Genomic DNA, 19,181 nt, shown 5'->3' with positions numbered 1-19,181 from the left:
CTCAGTGGACCACACGACCGAAGGTGAATTCACCCTCCGCCACGTCCACCGGGATCACGTCCTTCGGGCCGAACTTCCCTTCCAGGATCAGCCTGGACAGCGGGTTCTCCACCCGCTGCTGGATCGCCCGCTTCAGCGGCCGCGCACCGAAGGCCGGGTCGAAGCCCACCTTGGCCAGCTCGGCCAGCGCCGCATCCGAGACGTCCAGCTTCATGTCCAGCTTCTCGAGCCGCTGCTCCAGCGTGTGCAGCTGGATCTTCGCGATCGACGCGATGTTCTTGTTGTCCAGCGCGTGGAACACGACCACCTCGTCGATGCGGTTCAGGAACTCGGGCCGGAAGTGGGTCTTGATCTCGCCCCACACCGCGTCCTTGATCACCGAGGACGGCTCGCCGGCCAGCGCCATGATCTGCTGCGAGCCGAGGTTGGAGGTCATCACGATCACCGTGTTCTTGAAGTCCACGGTGCGGCCCTGGCCGTCGGTCAGGCGGCCGTCGTCCAGCACCTGCAGCAGCACGTTGAACACGTCCGGATGCGCCTTCTCGACCTCGTCCAGCAGGATCACGCTGTAGGGCTTGCGCCGCACGGCCTCGGTCAGCACGCCGCCTTCCTCGTAGCCCACGTAGCCCGGCGGCGCCCCGATCAGGCGGCTCACCGAATGCTTCTCCATGAACTCGCTCATGTCGATGCGGATCATGTGGTCGGCGCTGTCGAACAGGAAGCCGGCCAGCGCCTTGCACAGCTCGGTCTTGCCGACGCCGGTGGGGCCCAGGAACAGGAAGGAGCCGGTCGGGCGGTTCGGGTCCGACAGGCCCGCGCGCGAGCGACGGATCGCGTCGGCCACGGCGGTGATCGCCTCGTCCTGGCCGACCACGCGCTCGTGCAGCTTCGCTTCCATCTGCAGCAGCTTGTCGCGCTCGCCCTGCATCAGCTTGGCGACCGGGATGCCGGTGGCGCGCGCCACGACCTCGGCGATCTCCTCGGCGCCGACCAGCGTGCGGAGCAGTTGCGGGCGCGCGGCCGTGCCGCCGGCCTTGCCGGCTTCCTTGGCCTGCGCCTCCTTGAGGCTCTTCTCCAGCTCCGGCAGCTTGCCGTACTGCAGCTCGGCGACCTTGTTGAAATCGCCCTTGCGCTTCAGGTCCTCGATCTGCTGGCGGATGCGATCGATCTCTTCCTTGACGTGGGCCGAGCCCTGGGCCTGGGCCTTCTCGGACAGCCAGATCTCCTCCAGGTCCTCGTACTCGCGCTGCAGGCGCAGCAGCTCTTCCTCGATCAGCTCGAAGCGCTTCAGCGAAGCCTCGTCCTTCTCGCGGCGCACCGCCTCGCGCTCGATCTTCAGCTGGATCATGCGGCGGTCGAGCCGGTCCATCACCTCAGGCTTGGAATCGATCTCGATCTTGATCTTGGCCGCCGCCTCGTCGATCAGGTCGATCGCCTTGTCGGGCAGGAAGCGGTCGGTGATGTAGCGGTGGCTCAGCTCGGCCGCGGCGATGATCGCCGGGTCGGTGATCTCCACCCCGTGGTGCACCTCGTACTTCTCCTGCAGGCCGCGCAGGATGGCGATGGTGGCCTCCACCGTCGGCTCGTCGACCAGCACCTTCTGGAAGCGCCGCTCCAGCGCGGCATCCTTCTCAACGTACTTGCGGTATTCGTCCAGCGTCGTCGCGCCGATGCAGTGCAGCTCGCCGCGCGCCAGCGCGGGCTTGAGCATATTGCCGGCGTCGATGGCGCCATCGGCCTTGCCGGCGCCGACCATCGTGTGGATCTCGTCGATGAAGATGATGGTCTGGCCTTCGTCCTTGGCCACTTCCTTCAGCACGCCCTTGAGCCGCTCCTCGAACTCGCCGCGGAACTTGGCGCCGGCCAGCAGCAGGGCCATGTCCAGCACCAGCACGCGCTTGTTCTTCAGGCTGTCGGGCACCTCGCCGTTGACGATGCGCTGCGCCAGGCCTTCGACGATGGCCGTCTTGCCGACACCCGGCTCGCCGATCAGCACCGGGTTGTTCTTGCTGCGGCGCTGCAGCACCTGGATGGTCCGGCGGATCTCGTCGTCGCGACCGATCACCGGATCGAGCTTGCCGCTCCTGGCGCGCTCGGTCAGGTCCAGCGTGTATTTCTTCAGCGCCTCGCGCTGGCCTTCGGAATCGGCGGAGTCCACCTTCTCGCCGCCGCGCACCGCCTCGATCGCGGCCTCCAGTGCCTTGCGGGTCAGCCCGTGGCCGCGGGCCACGCCGGCCAGGTCGGTCTTGGCGTCGGCCAGGGCGAGCAGGAACATCTCGCTGGCGATGAACTGGTCGCCGCGCTTGCCGGCTTCCTTCTCGGCCGCCTGCAGCAGGCTGATCAGGTCGCGGCCGGGCATCACCTGCTGGCCCTGGCCCTGTACGCTGGGCAGGCCGGCGATGATGGTGTCGGCCGCTGTCTTCAGCGCGGCGACCTTGACGCCCGCACGCTCGAGCAGCGCCTTGGGCCCGTCTTCCTGCACGAGCATCGCCGCCAGCAGATGGGCCGGTTCGATGTACGGGTTGTCGCGCGCGATGGCCAGGCTCTGGGCCTCGGCGATGGCTTCTTGAAGGCGGGTGGTGAACTTGTCGGGACGCATATGGCTACCTCAGCTAGGCCCCGGCACTTCGTGCTCCGGGCGCATCTTGCTAACTCCTTGATTCCACGTCAGTTAGGCACCGCCGCGGCAATTTCAAGAGTCCGCGTCGCCCTCAGGGTGATCGTCCATCAGGCCGGCCACATGGAAGCAGGCGAGCATCGCCACCGCGGCCAGCACCGCCACCGTCGCGGCAAGCCGCTTGCCATGCCAGAGCGAGCCCATCCATTCGTTGAACTCGACCGCCCAGACCGCCGCCTTGCCGCCGATGTGCTCCAGCTGCTGCTGGCGTGCGGCATCGGACTGCTCGCTCGCGAACACCTGGCCGCCAACGATCTCATAGCCATGCGAGAGATCGCTCTCGCCCGAAGCCCGCCATGCCACCAGCCCCGCCGCCAGCAGGCCGGCGAGCAGGATGCCGATGCCGGTGCGGCGCAGTTGCCGGGCGGTCATTCGCCGAGCGCCAGGCGCATCAGCCGCAGGCCCAGCGCGGCCGCGGCCAGCGAGCCCACCACATGGACCGTCGTGTGCGCCAGCGCCAGCCCGAATTCACCGCGCTGCAGCAGCGACAGCGACTCGCCGGAAAAGGACGAAAACGTCGTCAGCCCGCCCAGGAAACCGGTCACCAGCAGCAGCTTGAGCAACTCGTTGGGCTGGCGGCCGAACCATTCGAGCGCCATGCCGATCAGCAGCCCGCCGACCACATTGACCAGCAGGGTCCCCAGCGGAAAGCCCCGCCAGCTCGTGTTGAGCCACAGGCCCGCGCCCCAGCGCGACAAGGCCCCCATCGAGGCGCCGACCGAGACCGCCAGCACCTGCATCAGCACCATCATCATCCCGCGTTCCCCGTTGCCTCGATGCCCCAGCGGGCCAGCGCCTCGTCGTCGGTCACGCGGGCATCCACCCAGTGCGCACCATCCGGCGTGTATTCCTTCTTCCAGAACGGCGCCTGCGTCTTCAGGTAGTCCATCAGGAACTCGCAGGCCTGGAAGGCCTGGCCACGATGCCGGGATGCCACCAGCACCAGCACGATCTGCTCGCGCGCCTGCAGCAGGCCCACCCGGTGGACCACGCGGGCGGCGCGGATGTCGAAGCGGGCGAAGGTCGCGTCCACCATCGCCTCGATGGCGCTCTCGGTCATGCCCGGGTAGTGCTCCAGCTCCATCGCGGAGACATCCTGCCCCTCGCCGGCCACTTCCCTCACGGTGCCCACGAAGGCCACCACCGCACCGATGCCACCGTCCTCGGCGCGCAGCGCGGCGCTCTCGGCGGCGAGGTCGAAATCCTGGGTCTGGATGCTCACGCGACTCATGTCCGGCATTGTGGCATCGCGTCCCCAAGGCTCGGGATGACACCTTGTCACGGGCCGGAAATCTTCACCCCTCGACCCAAGCCCGCTTTAAGTCAACTGTCGGATACTGCGCCCCTGCGGCCACGACGCCGCACCACATGCAGGAGTTGAGACATGGGACTGATGGACTTCATCAAGAAACAGTTCATTGACATCATCCAATGGACCGAGGACGGCGACGGCACCCTGGCCTGGCGCTTCCCGATGGCCGAGATGGAAATCCAGAACGGCGCCTCGCTGACGGTGCGCGAGTCCCAGGTCGCCGTGTTTGTCAACGAAGGCACCGTGGCCGACGTCTTCGCCCCCGGCACCTACAAGCTCACGACGCAGACCCTGCCCGTCCTCACCTACCTGAAGAACTGGGACAAGCTATTCGAGTCCCCGTTCAAGAGCGACGTCTACTTCTTCAGCACCCGCCAGCAGGTCGACCAGCGCTGGGGCACGGCCCAGCCGGTCACCATCCGCGACAAGGACTTCGGCGCCGTGCGCCTGCGCGGCTTCGGCAACTTCAGCTACCGCATCGCCGACGCCAAGACCTTTCACAAGGAAGTCTCCGGCACCCGCGAGCGCTACACCACGCAGGACCTGGACGGCCAGCTGCGCGGCCTGATGCTGCAGCACATCAGCGATGCGGTGGCGGGCTCCGGCCTGGCCTTCCTGGACTTGGCCGCCAACCAGGTTGAGTTCGCCGCGCAGCTGCAGGCAGCCACCTCGCCCTCGTTCGAGAAGCTGGGCCTGAAGCTGGAGGCGGTCACGCTGCAGAACGTCTCGCTGCCCGAGGAATTGCAGAAGATCCTGGACCAGCGCATCGGCATGGGCATGATCGGCCAGAACATGGGCCAGTTCATGCAGTACCAGACGGCCCAGGCGATCCCGCAGCTGGCCCAGGGTGTGGGCCAGGGCGGCGGCATCGCCGGCGACGCGATGGGCCTGGGCGCCGGCGTGGCGCTGGGCCAAGTGCTGGCGCAGCAACTGGGCCAGGGCCTCGCCCATCCGGCGCAGGCTGCGCCTGCAGCCGCCGTCACCGGCGCGCCGACCGAAACCTCCGACTCCATCATGGCCCTGCTCGAACGCCTCGGCGACCTCAAGGCCAAGGGCATCCTCACCGACGAGGAATTCAGCGCCAAGAAGACCGAGCTGCTGAAGAAGCTGGCCTGAGCACTTGGCCACCACGCCAGCGCCGCAGCGCCGCTGGCAGGCGCTGTGCCCCAACTGCGGAGCCCCGGTCGAGTTCGCCTCGGCCGCCTCGGCCTGCGCCGTCTGCAGCTTCTGCCGCAGCACGCTGCTGCGCGACGGTGAGTCGCTGCGCAAGATCGGCAACTCCGCCGAGCTGATCGAGGACTACTCGCCGCTGCAGCTCGGCGCCGCAGGCCACTACGCCGGCGAGGCCTTCACCATCGTCGGCCGGCTGCAGTACCGCTATGCGGACGGCGGTTGGAACGAGTGGCATGCCCTGTTCGATGCTGGCGGGCGCAGCGCCTGGCTGTCGGAGGACAACGGCAGCTTCGTGATGGCCTTCGATGCGCCGCTGGGGCAGGCGGCGCCCTCGCCCGAGAGCCTGCGCCTGGGCGCCGGCCTGGCCCTGGCCGGCAGCAATTGGAGCGTGGCTGCGCTGACCACCGCCTCGCTGGCCGCCGCGCAAGGCGAGCTGCCGCGCCCACCCGCGCTGGGCCAGGAATTCCTGGTCGCCGAGCTGCGCAACGAGCGCGACGAGGTCGGCACGCTGGACTACAGCCAGCCGCAGTCGCCGCAATGGTCCATCGGCCGCCCCGTGCACATCGCCGACCTGCGCATGAGCGGCCTGCGCGAGGCGGGCGGCGCCAAGGCGGTGGCCGGCTCGCGCGCCCTCTCCTGCCCCAACTGCGGCGCCTCGCTGGAGCCGCGCCTCGGCACCACCGTCAGCATCGTCTGCCCGCAATGCCAGCATGTCGTCGACCTGAGCCAGGGCGTCGGCGCGGAGCTGAAGCACTTCGCCCAGGCCCATGGCGGCGAGCCGCAGATCGCGCTGGGCAGCATCGGCTCGCTGGCCTATGGCGGCGGCGCCGCCCTTGCCTGGCAGGTGGTCGGCTACCAGGAGCGCTGCGACATCCCCGCGCCCGGCGACGACGAGGAGACCACCTTCTGGCGCGAGTACCTGCTCTACAACGCCAGCGAGGGCTTCGTCTTCCTGGTCGATGCCGAGGACGGCTGGAGCCTCGTGCGCCCGCTGACCGGCGCGCCCACCGGCAGCGGTGCCACGGTGCAGTGGCAGGCCCGCAGCTACCGGCGCAAGTACGCCTACGCGGCGAAGACGACCTATGTGCTGGGCGAGTTCTACTGGCAGCTGCAGCGCGACGAACGCGCCCAGGTGGTCGACTACGAATCCACCGGCGGCGGCCGCAAGCTGCTGCTCAGCCGCGAGCAGACCGCGCAGGAGGTGACCTGGAGCCAGGGCGGCGCGCTGGACGCGGCTGACGTGGCGCGGGCTTTCGGCCTGGCCGTCGATCGCATCCCCGCGCTGCAGCGCGACGCCGCACCGACGCTGAGCCCCGGCCGCATCCTGCGCTGGATGATCGTGATCTTCGTCGTGTTGCCCCTGCTGCTGGTGCTGGTGCGGGCCTGCAGCCGCGATGATTGCCAGGCCTATGCCGACAGCTTCGGCTCCAATAGCGCCGAATACCTGCAGTGCCGCCGCAGCAGTGGCGGCGGTGCCTACTACGGCGGCGGCAGCGGCGGCTCCTACGGCGGCTACAGCAGCGGCGGCGGCGGCCACAAGTAACGCATGACCTGATCTGACCGGGAGACATCACCCATGAACGGCATCGAATGGCTCAAGCCCGCGATCGTCGCCGGCTCCATCCTCTACGCGCTGATCGGCGTGGCGATCTTCTGGATCTGCTTCGTGCTGATCGACTGGATCACGCCCTACAAGCTCTGGGACGAGATCGTCGAAAAGAAGAACCTGGCGCTGGCGGTCGTCGTGGCCGCCATGTGCATCTCGATCGGGATGATCGTCTCCGCCGCCATCCATGGGTGAAATGGAGCCCCTCGCCCAGTCCCGCCGCGCTGAACGCGGGCGGGACTGGGCGGTCCCCCAAGGGGACGGCGATGCTCGCGGCATCGAGCCGCGAGCACATCGCCAGCAGGGCCGGCTTGGGGCGGCCCGGCGCTCGGCCCGCAGACGCCGCGCCTGACATGGACGGCGCCACAGAACACACCGACACCCGCATCGCGCCAGCCGAGCTGCTGCTGCTGGCCAGCGTCTTCGTCGTAGCCGCCTGCGGGCTGGTCTACGAGCTCGCCGCAGGCGCGCTGGCCAGCTACCTGCTGGGCGACTCGGTGCTGCAGTTCTCCACCGTCATCGGCACCTACCTGTTCGCGATGGGCCTGGGTTCCTGGCTGTCGCGCTTCGTCGAGCGGCAGTTGGTGGCGCAGTTCCTGACGGTGGAGCTGCTGGTGGGCCTGGTCGGCGGGCTGATGCCGGCGGCGCTTTTCCTCTCGCACAGCCTGCTGCCGCCGGGACAGCTGGTGCCGTTCCGCGCGCTGCTGTACGGCCTGGTGCTGCTGGTCGGCGCGCTGGTGGGCCTGGAGATCCCGCTGGTGATGCGGATTCTGAAGAAGTACCAGCGTCTGGGATTGAAAGACCTGGTCTCGCAGGTGCTCACCTTCGACTACCTGGGCGCCCTGGTCGTGGCGCTGGCCTTCCCGCTGCTGCTGGTGCCGCAGCTGGGCCTGGTGCGCACCGGCATCGTCTTCGGCCTGCTGAACGCGCTGGTGGCCGTGTGGGCGCTGTTCATGTTCCGCGCCGAGCTGCGCGCCTGGCAGCGGCACGCGTGGGCCTGCGGGCTCACGCTGGCCGCGCTGGCCGCCGCGCTGGCCGGTGCCGACCGCCTCAGCACCTGGGCCGAAGACCGCTTCTACGGCGAGAACATCATCGTGCGCGAGAGCAGCGCCTACCAGCGGGTCGTGGTCACGTCGGGGCATGCCGGCACGCGGCTGTTCCTCAACGGCAACCTGCAGTTCGACTCGCGCGACGAGTACCGCTACCACGAGGCCCTGGTGCAGCCCGCCATGGCGGCGCAGGGCGCGCCGAAGCGGGTGCTGGTACTGGGCGGCGGCGACGGCATGGCGGTGCGCGAGATCCTGCGCCACCCCTCGGTCGAACAGGTCACGCTGGTCGAGCTGGACCCGCACATGAGCACGCTGTTCTCGACGCTGCCGCTGCTGCGCGGGCTCAACCACGACGCCTTGCTCAGCCCCAAGCTGCGGATCGTCAACGCCGACGCCTTCGGCTGGCTGGAGCAGCACCCGGCCGAGATGTTCGACGTGATCGTCATCGACTTCCCCGACCCCAGCAACTTCGCGCTCGGCAAGCTCTACACCGCCAGCTTCTACGCGCTGGTGGACCAGCATCTGGCAGCCTCGGGCTACGCGGTCGTGCAGACCACCTCGCCGCTGATCGCGCGGCGCAGCTTCTGGACCGTGGTGACGACGATCGAGTCCACCGGCCTCACCGCCACGCCCTACCACGCCCATGTGCCCAGCTTCGGCGAATGGGGCTTCGTGCTGGCCAGCCGCCGGCCCTGGCACCTGCCGCAGGCGCTGCCGGCGGGCCTGCGCTTCCTGAGCCCGGCCACCCTGCCGGCGCTGTTCGACTTCCCGCTGGACATGGCGCGGGTACCGACCGAGGTGAACCGCCTCTCCAACCAGGTGCTGGTGCACGAGTTCGAGGCCGAATGGGGCAAGGTGCATTGATCGGGCGGCGCGAGCTGCTGCTGAGCCCTCTGGCGCTCGCCGGCTGCAGCACACGGGAGGTGACGGGGGGCTGGGTCGGCACCAGCCACGGGCGCGGACACCGCTTGCGTAACGCATTACCCGAGCGCACCGCCGGCGCCCTGCGACGCACCGGCGTGCTGATCGTCGGCGGCGGCATCGCCGGCCTGGCCTGCGCGCGGGCGCTGGGGCGGGCCGGCCTGGACGACTTCGCCCTGCTGGAACTGGAAGACGAGGCCGGCGGCAACAGCCGCGGCCATTCGATGGGCGGCATGGCCTGCCCGCTGGGCGCCCACTACCTGCCGCTGCCGGGCCTGGCCGCGCCCGAGATCTACCAGTTGCTGGAAGAATTGGGCCTGGTGCGCCAGCAGTTCGGCCGCGCCGTCTACGACGAGCGGCATCTCTGCCACAGCCCGCAGGAACGCCTCTTCATCGATGGCCAATGGCAGGACGGCCTGCTGCCCGCGCCCGCCGATGCGACCGCCGCGCGACAGTACCTGCGGCTGGCCGCCGCCGTCGACGAGGCCCAGCGCGAGCTCGGCTTCGCGATGCCCACGTCGCGCGCCGTCTGGACGCCCGCCCACGCCGCGCTGGACGCGCAGACCTTCGCCGCCTGGCTCGACGGCCACCAGCTCACCGACCCGCGCCTGCGCTGGTATCTCGACTACTGCTGCCGCGACGACTACGGCGCCGGCGCAGCCGAGGTTTCGGCCTGGGCCGGCCTGCACTACTTCGCCAGCCGCCACGGCTTCCACCCGCCCGGCGCCGATTCAGGCGAGCGCGAGGCGGTGCTGACCTGGCCCGAGGGCAATGCCTGGCTGGCCCGGCGCCTGGCCGACCCGGCCCGCATCCACGCGGCACGCACCGTGCTGCGCGTGGACGAAGGCCGGCACGAGGTGACGGTGCAGGCCTGGAACGAGCGCGCCGATGCGCCGGAGCGCTGGATCGCCAGCCAGGTGGTGATGGCCACGCCGCTGTTCATCGCAGACCGGCTGACCGGCGGCGCCCTGCCCGCGCTGCACGAGGCCGCCGCGGGCGCCCAGTACGCGCCCTGGCTGGTCGCCAACCTGCAACTGCGCGGCCCGCTGTTGCAGCGGCTGGGCGCTCCGCTGTCCTGGGACAACGTCGTCTTCGGCGGCAGTGCGCTGGGCTACGTGGATGCGGGCCACCAGGGGCTGGCGCCGCTCGACGGCGCCCGGGTGCTGAGCGCCTACCGTGCGGTGCCGCGCAAGCAGCGCGCCGGCCTGCTGCGCGAGGACTGGCGCGCCTGGCTGCAGCGCGTGCTGGCCGAGTTGCAGCCGGTGCATCCCGACCTGCCGGAGCAACTGCAGCGCGCGGACCTGATGCGCTGGGGCCACGGCATGAGCATCCCGGTGCCCGGCCGCCGCTCGTCGCCTGCGCTGGCTGCCCTGCAGCAGCAGTTGCCGGGGCGGCTCCTGTTCGCCCACGCGGACCTGTCGGCCTACTCGGTGTTCGAGGAGGCCTACACGCAGGGCACGCGGGCGGCGGCTCAGTTGCTGGCCAAGGCCAGGCACGCAGCATCCAGGTAGCGCCGGTCGCCATAGGCGGCGAACTCCTCCAGGCAGGCATGGACGAGCTTGATCGCATGGTCGTCGTCGGCCTCGCAGGCCGCGGCCATCGCCTGCACCCAGTCGAGCCGCGGCACGGTGCGCGGCGGCATGCGCCGCTGGCTGGCCAGGAAGGCGGCCGTGAACGCCGCCACCAGCAGCGGCTGCACCGACGCCCCGGTGACGATGAAGGGCTGCAGCACCCGCAGCGCACGCAGGCTGGTGATCATGTGCAACGCCGTCAGGTTGCGGGTCTGCAGGTAGAGCGTCAGCGCCAGGCCGGCCAGTTGCGGCAGCAGGCGCGGTTGCGGCGCCAGCGCGGCGGCGAGGTGCTGATAGGCGGGCGATTGCGATGCCAGTTCGATCCGTTGCGAGATCAGCGGCGCCACGAAGAGCGCCCCCTCGGCCGCCTCGATCAGCTGCCGCGACCAGGCCTGCACGTCCAGCAGCACCGGCGGCGCCTTGGCCCTGGGCAGCGGCTGCCAGCGCCAGGCCCAGTAGGCCAGTCCTTCGGCCAGTTCGCCGTCGTGCCCGGCCTGCACGGCGTGGGCGACCCGGATCACGCCGTGGAAGGCGCCAGCGGCCACGCCGGTCAGCAGGTCGGGCAGCACGCGGCGCAGCACGGCCGTCCGGCCTTCACGCGCCAGGTCCGCCGCGAAACGGGCGGCCAGGGCCGCATGGGTGTCCTCGCCCCCGCTGCCACGCAACGCCAGCCAGTCCTCGGCCGGCGCGGCCTCGAGCGCCGCCCGGCTCTCGTAGCGAAGGACATAGCGGGCACGGAAGCCCCGCATCTGCGCCTCGCTGGCGCCCAGCGCATGCAGCGCGTGCAGGGCCATCGGCAGATGGGTGGTCAGGCCGCCGCCGAACTCGGGCGGCAGGCGTTCGTCCAGCAGGTGGTGCAGCACCGCATCATGGGCGGCAAGGGTTTGCGGGTCGCGGTCGAGGGTGGCGGCGATCATCGGGTTCCTCTCGTTCGTTGTTCGAGCCCGCATAATTCAAGTTAAACCTAACTTGATGTCAACAGGAGATCGAGCATGCCGGCAAGGAACGCGGACCCCTGGATCGCCATCGGCGAGCTGGCCACCCGCAGCGGCGTGGCCGCCAGCGCGCTGCGCTTCTACGAGGAAGCTGGCCTGCTGACCAGCGGCCGCAGCGACTCGGGCCGGCGCCGCTATCCACGCAGCGTACTGCGGCGCGTGGCCTTCATCCGCGCGGCCCAGGCCGTAGGGCTGACACTGGACGAGATCCGCGCCGCGCTGGCCACCCTGCCCGACGCGCGCACGCCCACCCAGGCCGACTGGCAGCGCCTGGCGCGCGGCTGGCAGCCGCTGCTGGACGAGCGCATCGCCGCGCTGACGCGGCTGCGTGACCGGCTGGGCTCCTGCATCGGCTGCGGCTGCCTCTCGCTCACCAAATGCGCGCTTTACAACGCCGGCGACCAGGCCGCCGCCAAGGGCAGCGGGCCGCGCTACCTGCTGGGCGACAAGCCGCAGACCCAGGACTAGCCTAAGCGCCCCGCGCCACCCGCTGCGTGGAGACGCTGGCAGGCGCGAAAGCGGCCACCAGGCGGGCCATCAAGGCCTCGGCCCTGGCGCTGTTGTCCTGCCCGAAATTGCAGACGTGGACGTCCAGGGTCACCCCGCCGAGTTCGGGCCAGGTGTGCACCGCGAGGTGCGACTCGGCCAGCAGCACGACGCCGGTGACGCCGCTCTGCTCGAAGCCCGGCGCCGGGGTGAAGCGATGGAAGAGTTCCGCCACGCCAGCCAGGCCCGCGGCAGCGACGGCGTCGACACACAGCGCACGCAGCGCCTGCACATCGCGCATCGCGGGCAGCGCGGGATCGACTCCGCTGAGATCGGCCGTCAGCAGCAGGCCCTGCATGGCAGGCTTCAGCCGCCGGTGACGGGCGGGAAGAAGGCCAGCTCGGCGCCGTCCGCGACGGCCGCTTCCTCGCGGGCCAGTTGCTGGTTCAGCGCGCAGCGGACCGCGCGCGTGCGCGCCAGCGCCGAGGCGTGGGGCTCGCCGCGGGCCAGCAGGCGATCGCGCACGCTGCCCACGGTCAGGCCCGGCGTCCAGTCGAAGGTTTCGCTGCTGCCGAGCGCCTCGCGCAGCGAGGCGAAATAGCGGATGGTGACGCTCATGCCAGCAACTCGGTGAACGGAATGAACTGCACGACATCGCCTGCGGCAATCGCCTGGCCGGGCGGGTTGTCCACCAGCCCGTCGCCCCAGACGGCCGAGGTCAGCACGCCGGAGCTCTGGTTCGGGAACAGATCCAGGCCGCCGGCCTCGTTGATGCGCGCGCGCAGGAACTCGCGGCGGCGGTCCGGCTTCGGCCAGTGGAAATCGGCGCGCATGCCGTAGCGTCTCGGCGCCAGCACCGCCGCGCCCTGCAGGCGCAGGATCACCGGCCGCACCAGCATCAGGAAGGTCACGAGGCTGGACACCGGGTTGCCCGGCAGGCCGATGAAGAAGGCCTCGGCCACCTGCCCGAAGGCGAGCGGCTTGCCGGGCTTGAGCGCGATCTGCCACAGGTCCAGCCGGCCCTCGGCTTGCACGGCGGGGCGCAGGTGATCCTCCTCGCCGACGGACACGCCGCCGCTGGTGACGATCAGGTCGGCCCGCGCGGCAGCCTCGCGCAGCGCGGCACGGGTGGCGTCGAGCTTGTCGGGCACGATGCCCAGGTCCACCACCTCGCAGCCCAGCGCCTGCAGCAGGCCGCGCAGCGTGAAGCGGTTGGAGTTGTAGATGGCGCCGGGCTTCAGCGGCTCGCCGGGCATCACCAGTTCGTCGCCGGTGGAGAACAGCGCCACCCGCGGCCGAACGGCCACCTGCAGCCAGGCGGCGCCGACCGAGGCGGCCAGGCCCAGCGAGGCGGCATTCAGCCGCGCGCCGGCGGCCAGCACGGTGGCGCCCTGCTGCACGTCCTCGCCGCGGCGGCGGATGTGCTGGCCCAGCCGGACCTCGCCCTTGACGCGCACGCCGCCACCGTCGACCGCTTCGCAGTCCTCCTGCATCACGACGCTGTCGGCACCGGCGGGAATCTGTGCGCCGGTGAAGATCCGCGCAGCCGTCCCGGGGACGAGCGCGACGGGCACGCTGCCGGCCGGGATGCGCTGGCTGACGCTCAGCACGCGGCCCGGCGCCACGTCGGCGGCACGCAGCGCATAGCCGTCCATCGCGGTGTTGTCGGCGGGCGGCACGTCGAGTTGCGAGACGACGTCGGCCGCCAGCACGCGGCCCAGCGCATCGAAGGTCGAGACGCTCTCACCGCGACCCAGCGGCCCCACGGCCGCCAGCAGCGCAGCCAGCGCGTCGTCCAGGCTCAGCAGCGGCTTGCGGGGCTCAGACATGGCTGGCGATGAAGTCCTTGATCGCGCCGGCATCCACCGGCATCACGGTGACCCGCTTGGGCAGCGACTCGATGTGCTCCAGCCCCGCGGGCCGCGGCGGCTCGATGCCCAGCGCCTCGACGATGGTCGATGCGAACTTGGCAGGCAGTGCGGTCTCCAGCACCAGCATCGGCACATCCGCTTGCCGGTACTGCAAGGCCACTTTCAGGCCGTCGGCCGTGTGGGTGTCGATGAGCTGGCCGAAGGCCTCGTAGCACCAGCGGATCGTCGACACGCGGTCGGCGTGAGTGCTGGCGCCCGAGACGAAGCCGAATTGCGCGATGTGCGCATGCTCGGCCTCGGTCAGCTTGAATTCGGCGTTGCCGAACAGCGCCTTGACTCGCGCGCCATCCCGCCCCAGCAGGTCGAACACGAAGCGCTCGAAGTTGCTGGCCTTGGAGATGTCCATCGAAGGGCTGGACGTCTCGAAGGTGTCCGCCGCACCGCGCACCCGGTAGTGGCCGGTGCGGAAGAACTCGTCGAGCACGTCGTTCTCGTTGGTGGCGACGACCAGCTTCTCGATCGGCAGGCCCATCATCCGCGCCACGTGGCCGGCGCAGACATTGCCGAAATTGCCCGAGGGCACGGTGAAGGCGACCTTCTCGTCGTTGGTCTTCGTGGCCTGCAGCCAGCCGGCGAAGTAGTAGACGACCTGGGCCAGCAGGCGTGCCCAGTTGATCGAGTTGACGGTGCCGATCTTGTACTTGCGCTTGAAGTCGAGATCGTTGGAGACGGCCTTGACGATGTCCTGGCAGTCGTCGAACACCCCGGTGACGGCGATGTTGTGGATGTTGGCGTCCTGCAGGCTGAACATCTGCGCCTGCTGGAAGGGGCTCATGCGGCCGTGCGGGCTCAGCATGAAGACGTTGACGCCGGCCTTGCCGCGCATCGCGTACTCGGCGGCGCTGCCGGTATCGCCCGAGGTAGCGCCGAGAATGTTCAGCGTCTCGCCGCGGCGGCCCAGCTCGTACTCGAACAGGCCACCGAGCAGCTGCATCGCCATGTCCTTGAAGGCCAGCGTCGGGCCGTTGGACAGGGCTTCCAGAGCCAGGCCGGGCTCAAGCGTCTTCAGCGGCGTGATCTCGGGCGTGCCGAACACCTTCTCTGTGTAGGTGCGGTTCACCAGCGCGCGCAGGTCCTCGGCCGGGATGTCGTCGATGTACAGCGACAGGATCTCGAAGGCCAGCTCGGCGTAGCTGAGGCCGCGCCACTTCGTCAGCGTCGCGTCGTCGACCTGCGGGTAGCTGACGGGCATGTAGAGGCCGCCGTCCGGCGCGAGGCCCTCGAGCAGGATGTCGCAGAAGCGGCGTTCGGTCCGATCGCCGCGGGTGGAAACGTAACGCATCAGGCCAGCTCTTCCTTGCGCAGCTTGACGATGTTGGCCAGCACGGTCGGCAGCGCCTGCATCTGCGCCAGCGCGGTGTTCATGCGGCCTTCGCTGGTCTGGTGCGTCAGGATGACCAGGTCGGTCTGGCTCTCGCCCTCGGCGGCTTCGCGCTGCAGCATCGCGTCGATCGAGATGTCGTGCTCGGCCAGGATGGTCGTCACGCGCGACAGCACGCCGGCCTGGTCGGCCACGCGCAGGCGCAGGTAGAAGGAGGTCTGCACCTCGGCGATCGGCAGGATCGGCGTGCTGCTCATCGCCTCCGGCTGGAAGGCCAGGTGGGGCACGCGGTGGTCGGGGTCGGCGGTGGCCAGGCGGGTGATGTCCACCAGGTCGGCGATGACGGCCGAGGCCGTGGGCTCGGCGCCCGCGCCCTTGCCGTAGTAGAGCGTGGTGCCGACGGCGTCGCCCTGGACGACGACCGCGTTCATCGCGCCTTCGACGTTGGCGATCAGCCGGGCTGCAGGGATCAGCGTCGGATGTACGCGCAGCTCGATGCCCTTGTCACGGCGGCGGGTCACGCCCAGCAGCTTGATGCGGTAGCCGAGCTGTTCGGCGTACTTGATGTCGGCGGCCTGCAGCTGGGTGATGCCCTCGACATGGGCCTTGTCGAACTGCACCGGCACGCCGAAGGCGATGGCGCTCATCAGCGTCAGCTTGTGGGCGGCGTCCACGCCCTCGATGTCGAAGGTCGGGTCGGCCTCGGCATAGCCCAGGCGCTGGGCTTCCTTCAGCACGGTGGCGAAGTCCAGGCCCTTGCCACGCATCTCCGAGAGGATGAAGTTGGTGGTGCCGTTGATGATGCCGGCGATCCATTCGATGCGGTTGGCGGTCAGGCCCTCGCGCAGCGCCTTGATGATCGGGATGCCGCCGGCCACCGCCGCCTCGAAGGCGACGACGACGCCCTTCTCGCGCGCCGCAGCAAAGATCTCGGTGCCATGCACCGCAAGCAAGGCCTTGTTTGCAGTGACCACATGCTTGCCGGCGGCGATCGCCTCCAGCACCAGCGCGCGGGCGATGCCGTAGCCGCCGATCAGCTCGACGACGATGTCGATCTCCGGGTTGGCGATCACCTGGCGGGCATCGTTCACCACCGGCACGCTGTCGCCGACGATGCCGCGGGCGCGTTCGACGTCCAGGTCGGCCACCATCGCAATCTCGATGCCGCGGCCCGCGCGGCCGCGGATCTCCTCCTGGTTGCGGCGCAGCACCTGGAAGGTGCCGCCGCCGACGGTGCCGATGCCGAGCAGGCCGACTTTGATCGCTTTCATGGGAGTTTCTCTTGAGACAACAGGATGGATTCGTTCAGCGGCTGAAGCGCCGGCGGTAGTGCGAGAGGAAGCGGTCGATGCGGCCGACCGCTTCGGTCAGGTCGTCGACATTGGGCAGGAAGACCAGGCGGAAATGGTCCGGCGCGATCCAGTTGAAGCCGGTGCCCTGGACGATCAGCACCTTCTCCTCGGCCAGCAGCTCGTAGGCGAACTGCTGGTCGTCCTCGATCGGGTAGATCTTGGGATCCAGGCGCGGGAACATGTACAGCGCGGCCTTGGGCTTGACCACCGACACGCCCGGGATCTGCGTCAGCAGCTCGTAGGCCAGGTCGCGCTGGCGGCACAGGCGGCCGCTCGGCGCGACAAGATCCTTGATGCTCTGGTAGCCGCCCAGCGCGGTCTGGATCGCGAGCTGGCCCGGCGTGTTCGAGCACAGGCGCAGCGAGGCCAGCATGTTCAGGCCCTCGATGTAGTCGCGGGCATGGCGTTTCTCGCCGGAAACGATCATCCAGCCGGCGCGGTAGCCGCAGCTGCGGTAGTTCTTGGACAGGCCGTTGAAGGTCACGAACAGCACGTCGTCGGCCAGCGAGGCCATGCTGGTGTGGACGTTGCCGTCGTACAGCGTCTTGTCGTAGATCTCGTCGGCGAAGACGATCAGCTGGTGCTGGCGGGCCAGCTCGATGATCTCGAGCAGCAGCGGCGTGGGGTACAGCGCGCCGGTCGGGTTGTTCGGGTTGCAAACCATGATCCCGCGCGTCCGCGGCGTGATCTTGGCGCGGATGTCCTCGATGTCGGGCAGCCAGCCGGATTGCTCGTCGCAGATGTAGTGCACCGGGCGGCCGCCGGAGAGGCCCACGACCGCCGTGTACAGCGGGAAGTCGGGCGCCGGGATCAGGATCTCGTCGCCGTCGTTGACCAGCGCGTTGATCGCCATCTGGATCAGCTCCGAGGCGCCGTTGCCGAGGTAGACGTCATCGACGCTGACGCCCTTGATGCCCTTCTCCTGGCAGTAGTGGACGACCGCCTTGCGCGGGGCGAACAGGCCCTTGGAGTCGGTATAGCCCGAGGCCGAGGACAGATTGCGGATCATGTCCTGCACAATCTCGTCCGGCGGCTCCAGCCCGAACGCGGCCACGTTGCCGATGTTCAGCTTGATGATCTTCTGGCCTTCCTCCTCCATCGCTCGCGCCTTGTCGAGCACGGGTCCACGGATGTCGTAGGAGACATTGGCCAGCTTGCTGGACTTGGCGATCGGCTTCAACAGGCAACTCCTCTGGAGAAAATGCGGGGGCGTCAGGCAGGATCTGGCATTTAAACACAGGGTTAGCACCCAATCTGAGGCGACGCAGGCCCCAGCCTCGCCGGTCCGCGAAGCGGGCCATGGCGTTTCACGAACCAAGCGAATCCATGAAGTTCCAACTCGATCAGCCGCAGGGCGGCAACACGATTTCCCGGCACGACGGCCAGTGTGTCTGGGTCAACGGCGAGCCGCACAAGCAGAGCCTGCTGGTGCCCTGGGCCGGGGTGGTGCAGGCCTGGCCGGTGGCGCGTTTTGAGGACTTGACCGAGGCCCATTTCGCGCAGATCCTGGCGCTCAAGCCGGAACTGGTGATCTTCGGCAGCGGCGCGAAGATCCGCTTCCCCCGCCCCGCGCTGTACCGGAGCCTCATCGAAGCCCGCATCGGCATCGAGACGATGGACCTGGCGGCGGCCTGCCGCACCTACAACGTCCTGGCAAGCGAGGGGCGTGCCGTGCTGGCCGCCTTGTTGCTGGAATGTGAATGAGACGGCCAAGCAAGGGGGATCCGAGCACCCCTTCGGGCGACCGGGCGCCGATCCACGTATAATTGCAGGCTATTGCTTACCAGGGGTCCCCTGGTTACAACATATCTCAGAACGACACATGACGCCAGCGCTCAACAAACCCCTCCCGGAAATTGAAGCCCTTGCAACCGGCGGCGTGAAGTTCACGCCCAGCACCTACCTCGGCCGCGCCGTCGTCCTGTATTTCTACCCGAAGGACAACACGCCCGGTTGCACGACCGAAGCGATGCAGTTCCGCGACCATCACAAGGAATTCGTCAAGGCCGGCGCCGTCGTCCTGGGCGTGTCCCGCGACAACATGGCCTCGCACGACAAGTTCAAGCAGAACCTGGAACTGCCCTTCGAACTGATCGCCGACACCGAAGAGAAGCTCTGCCACATGTTCGGCGTGGTCAAGAACAAGATCATGTACGGCAAGAAGGTCAAGGGCATCGAGCGCTCCACCTTCCTGATCGACGCCAGCGGCGTGCTGCGCGAAGAATGGCGCGGCATCAAGGTCGCCGGCCACGTCGAGGAAGTGCTGAAGGCCGTCAAGGGCCTGCAGAAGGCCGCGGCCTGACCATCCGGATCCCTCTCGGATAGGGCCCTAACGTCGAATCTCGACGTCAGCCGTCCAGTATCCTCCAAAAGCCGGCGCTGAAGGATTTCACGCCGGCTTTGTTGTGTCGGCACCGCGGGCAATTTGGCCCCCGCCGCGGTGTGCATAATGGGTTTCATGCCCGAGCCCCACGCAGTTGCTGGAAACCTGATCGCCCCAAAGAGCCGCACAGGCGACTGTGCGGCTCTTTGCTTTCAGGCGCCCGGGCAGGCCTTCGCTGTCACCGACCGCTTCGACCCCACACATGCCACTGCCAAAAGCCCCGACCAAACGCGCCAGCCGCCTCGAAGCCACCGCCTTTGAAACCAATCTGGCGGTCAGCAAACCGGACCCCGCCGCCCGAAAACCGGTCTCCGCAGTCGCCGCCAGCCCCGAGGCCAAGCCAGCCCCGGTCCTGAAACTGGCCGTGCAGCCCGCAGCAGTCCCGGCGCCGCAGCCCCCCGCCC

Annotated in this window: 19 protein-coding genes and 1 pseudogene; 9 read left to right on the top strand and 11 right to left on the bottom strand. The window is 69.2% G+C overall.

All coding sequences use genetic code 11. The features are described from left to right. Position 1: 1 nt before the first annotated feature. The 4 genes from clpB to B0W88_RS05720 all read right to left on the bottom strand — a co-directional run bounded on the left by clpB (position 2) and on the right by B0W88_RS05720 (position 3,908). The gene (gene clpB, locus B0W88_RS05735) at positions 2-2,599 is read right to left on the bottom strand and encodes an ATP-dependent chaperone ClpB (RefSeq protein WP_077033700.1); all 2,598 of its coding nucleotides are present in this window, start codon (positions 2,597-2,599) and stop codon (positions 2-4) included. Between the two features lie 93 nt (positions 2,600-2,692). Further along, positions 2,693-3,049 carry a hypothetical protein gene (locus tag B0W88_RS05730; RefSeq protein ID WP_077033699.1) on the bottom strand — a complete coding sequence of 119 codons (357 nt, stop codon included), beginning with the start codon at positions 3,047-3,049 and terminating at the stop codon, positions 2,693-2,695. After that, the gene (crcB, locus tag B0W88_RS05725; RefSeq protein WP_144006624.1) at positions 3,046-3,432 is read right to left on the bottom strand and encodes a fluoride efflux transporter CrcB; all 387 of its coding nucleotides are present in this window, start codon (positions 3,430-3,432) and stop codon (positions 3,046-3,048) included. The genes B0W88_RS05730 and crcB overlap by 4 nt, the downstream gene beginning before the upstream one ends. Continuing rightward, complete coding sequence (locus tag B0W88_RS05720; protein ID WP_077033698.1) at positions 3,429-3,908, bottom strand: molybdenum cofactor biosynthesis protein MoaE; 480 nt, start codon at positions 3,906-3,908, stop codon at positions 3,429-3,431. The genes crcB and B0W88_RS05720 overlap by 4 nt, the downstream gene beginning before the upstream one ends. A gap of 153 nt (positions 3,909-4,061) precedes the next feature. On the opposite strand from B0W88_RS05720, the gene B0W88_RS05715 reads away from it, so the two are divergent. The 5 genes from B0W88_RS05715 to B0W88_RS05695 all read left to right on the top strand — a co-directional run bounded on the left by B0W88_RS05715 (position 4,062) and on the right by B0W88_RS05695 (position 10,249). After that, positions 4,062-5,105, top strand: coding sequence for an SPFH domain-containing protein (locus B0W88_RS05715; RefSeq protein ID WP_077033697.1), 1,044 nt, complete (start codon positions 4,062-4,064; stop codon positions 5,103-5,105). A 4-nt stretch (positions 5,106-5,109) separates the two neighbouring features. Then, positions 5,110-6,705, top strand: coding sequence for a DUF4178 domain-containing protein (locus B0W88_RS05710; protein ID WP_077033696.1), 1,596 nt, complete (start codon positions 5,110-5,112; stop codon positions 6,703-6,705). 33 nt (positions 6,706-6,738) lie between these two features. Further along, positions 6,739-6,963 carry a DUF350 domain-containing protein gene (locus tag B0W88_RS05705; protein ID WP_077033695.1) on the top strand — a complete coding sequence of 75 codons (225 nt, stop codon included), beginning with the start codon at positions 6,739-6,741 and terminating at the stop codon, positions 6,961-6,963. 158 nt (positions 6,964-7,121) lie between these two features. Then, complete coding sequence (locus tag B0W88_RS05700; RefSeq protein ID WP_077033694.1) at positions 7,122-8,681, top strand: polyamine aminopropyltransferase; 1,560 nt, start codon at positions 7,122-7,124, stop codon at positions 8,679-8,681. A 104-nt stretch (positions 8,682-8,785) separates the two neighbouring features. Beyond that, complete coding sequence (locus B0W88_RS05695) at positions 8,786-10,249, top strand: FAD-dependent oxidoreductase (protein ID WP_233151633.1); 1,464 nt, start codon at positions 8,786-8,788, stop codon at positions 10,247-10,249. Here the strand turns inward: B0W88_RS05695 and B0W88_RS05690 are convergent. Further along, complete coding sequence (locus B0W88_RS05690) at positions 10,210-11,226, bottom strand: questin oxidase family protein (protein WP_077033693.1); 1,017 nt, start codon at positions 11,224-11,226, stop codon at positions 10,210-10,212. The two genes, B0W88_RS05695 and B0W88_RS05690, sit on opposite strands and share 40 nt — an antisense overlap. A gap of 75 nt (positions 11,227-11,301) precedes the next feature. On the opposite strand from B0W88_RS05690, the gene soxR reads away from it, so the two are divergent. Then, positions 11,302-11,772 carry a redox-sensitive transcriptional activator SoxR gene (gene soxR / locus B0W88_RS05685; RefSeq protein ID WP_077033692.1) on the top strand — a complete coding sequence of 157 codons (471 nt, stop codon included), beginning with the start codon at positions 11,302-11,304 and terminating at the stop codon, positions 11,770-11,772. A gap of 1 nt (position 11,773) precedes the next feature. On the opposite strand, the gene B0W88_RS05680 is transcribed toward soxR, so the two are convergent. Genes B0W88_RS05680 through B0W88_RS05655 form a run of 6 tightly spaced genes read right to left on the bottom strand, consistent with a single transcriptional unit; the run spans position 11,774 to position 17,574 of the window. Continuing rightward, on the bottom strand, positions 11,774-12,148 hold the full coding sequence (locus tag B0W88_RS05680) for an S-adenosylmethionine decarboxylase family protein (RefSeq protein ID WP_077033691.1): 375 nt from the start codon (positions 12,146-12,148) through the stop codon (positions 11,774-11,776). An 8-nt stretch (positions 12,149-12,156) separates the two neighbouring features. Next, a complete protein-coding gene (locus tag B0W88_RS05675) occupies positions 12,157-12,408 on the bottom strand; it encodes a MoaD/ThiS family protein (RefSeq protein WP_077033690.1) in 252 nt (83 codons plus the stop codon). After that, positions 12,405-13,619: a gephyrin-like molybdotransferase Glp gene (gene glp, locus B0W88_RS05670; protein WP_077033689.1), complete on the bottom strand. Its 1,215-nt coding sequence runs from the start codon at positions 13,617-13,619 to the stop codon at positions 12,405-12,407. Before glp ends, B0W88_RS05675 begins: the two co-directional genes overlap by 4 nt. Beyond that, positions 13,612-15,003, bottom strand: coding sequence for a threonine synthase (thrC, locus tag B0W88_RS05665; protein ID WP_077033688.1), 1,392 nt, complete (start codon positions 15,001-15,003; stop codon positions 13,612-13,614). The genes glp and thrC overlap by 8 nt, the downstream gene beginning before the upstream one ends. Then, complete coding sequence (locus B0W88_RS05660; protein WP_077033687.1) at positions 15,003-16,313, bottom strand: homoserine dehydrogenase; 1,311 nt, start codon at positions 16,311-16,313, stop codon at positions 15,003-15,005. The genes thrC and B0W88_RS05660 overlap by 1 nt, the downstream gene beginning before the upstream one ends. A 34-nt stretch (positions 16,314-16,347) precedes the next feature. Further along, the gene (locus B0W88_RS05655) at positions 16,348-17,574 is read right to left on the bottom strand and encodes a pyridoxal phosphate-dependent aminotransferase (RefSeq protein ID WP_077033686.1); all 1,227 of its coding nucleotides are present in this window, start codon (positions 17,572-17,574) and stop codon (positions 16,348-16,350) included. 119 nt (positions 17,575-17,693) lie between these two features. Between B0W88_RS05655 and B0W88_RS05650 the strand changes: the two genes are divergently transcribed. The 3 genes and pseudogenes from B0W88_RS05650 to B0W88_RS34640 all read left to right on the top strand — a co-directional run. Next, entirely contained in the window at positions 17,694-18,098 is a 405-nt protein-coding gene (locus B0W88_RS05650) for an Mth938-like domain-containing protein (protein WP_233151632.1), read from the top strand. A 118-nt stretch (positions 18,099-18,216) separates the two neighbouring features. Further along, positions 18,217-18,696: a peroxiredoxin gene (locus tag B0W88_RS05645; RefSeq protein WP_077033684.1), complete on the top strand. Its 480-nt coding sequence runs from the start codon at positions 18,217-18,219 to the stop codon at positions 18,694-18,696. Between the two features lie 283 nt (positions 18,697-18,979). Further along, a pseudogene (locus tag B0W88_RS34640) lies at positions 18,980-19,181 on the top strand (histone); the annotation flags it as partial.

Source organism: Pelomonas sp. KK5 (assembly GCF_001984095.1).
Lineage (GTDB): Bacteria > Pseudomonadota > Gammaproteobacteria > Burkholderiales > Burkholderiaceae_C > KK5.
The sequence above is the reverse complement of the archived record's forward strand: the minus strand, read 5'-3'. Positions and strand labels throughout refer to the sequence as shown.

Coding starts and splice junctions, on each gene's coding strand:
- clpB (WP_077033700.1), bottom strand. CDS start 2,599: ATGCGTCCCGACAAGTTCACCACCCGCCTTCAAGAAGCCATCGCCGAG.
- B0W88_RS05730 (WP_077033699.1), bottom strand. CDS start 3,049: ATGACCGCCCGGCAACTGCGCCGCACCGGCATCGGCATCCTGCTCGCC.
- crcB (WP_144006624.1), bottom strand. CDS start 3,432: ATGATGATGGTGCTGATGCAGGTGCTGGCGGTCTCGGTCGGCGCCTCG.
- B0W88_RS05720 (WP_077033698.1), bottom strand. CDS start 3,908: ATGAGTCGCGTGAGCATCCAGACCCAGGATTTCGACCTCGCCGCCGAG.
- B0W88_RS05715 (WP_077033697.1), top strand. CDS start 4,062: ATGGGACTGATGGACTTCATCAAGAAACAGTTCATTGACATCATCCAA.
- B0W88_RS05705 (WP_077033695.1), top strand. CDS start 6,739: ATGAACGGCATCGAATGGCTCAAGCCCGCGATCGTCGCCGGCTCCATC.
- B0W88_RS05700 (WP_077033694.1), top strand. CDS start 7,122: ATGGACGGCGCCACAGAACACACCGACACCCGCATCGCGCCAGCCGAG.
- B0W88_RS05690 (WP_077033693.1), bottom strand. CDS start 11,226: ATGATCGCCGCCACCCTCGACCGCGACCCGCAAACCCTTGCCGCCCAT.
- soxR (WP_077033692.1), top strand. CDS start 11,302: ATGCCGGCAAGGAACGCGGACCCCTGGATCGCCATCGGCGAGCTGGCC.
- B0W88_RS05680 (WP_077033691.1), bottom strand. CDS start 12,148: ATGCAGGGCCTGCTGCTGACGGCCGATCTCAGCGGAGTCGATCCCGCG.
- B0W88_RS05675 (WP_077033690.1), bottom strand. CDS start 12,408: ATGAGCGTCACCATCCGCTATTTCGCCTCGCTGCGCGAGGCGCTCGGC.
- glp (WP_077033689.1), bottom strand. CDS start 13,619: ATGTCTGAGCCCCGCAAGCCGCTGCTGAGCCTGGACGACGCGCTGGCT.
- thrC (WP_077033688.1), bottom strand. CDS start 15,003: ATGCGTTACGTTTCCACCCGCGGCGATCGGACCGAACGCCGCTTCTGC.
- B0W88_RS05660 (WP_077033687.1), bottom strand. CDS start 16,313: ATGAAAGCGATCAAAGTCGGCCTGCTCGGCATCGGCACCGTCGGCGGC.
- B0W88_RS05650 (WP_233151632.1), top strand. CDS start 17,694: ATGGCGTTTCACGAACCAAGCGAATCCATGAAGTTCCAACTCGATCAG.
- B0W88_RS05645 (WP_077033684.1), top strand. CDS start 18,217: ATGACGCCAGCGCTCAACAAACCCCTCCCGGAAATTGAAGCCCTTGCA.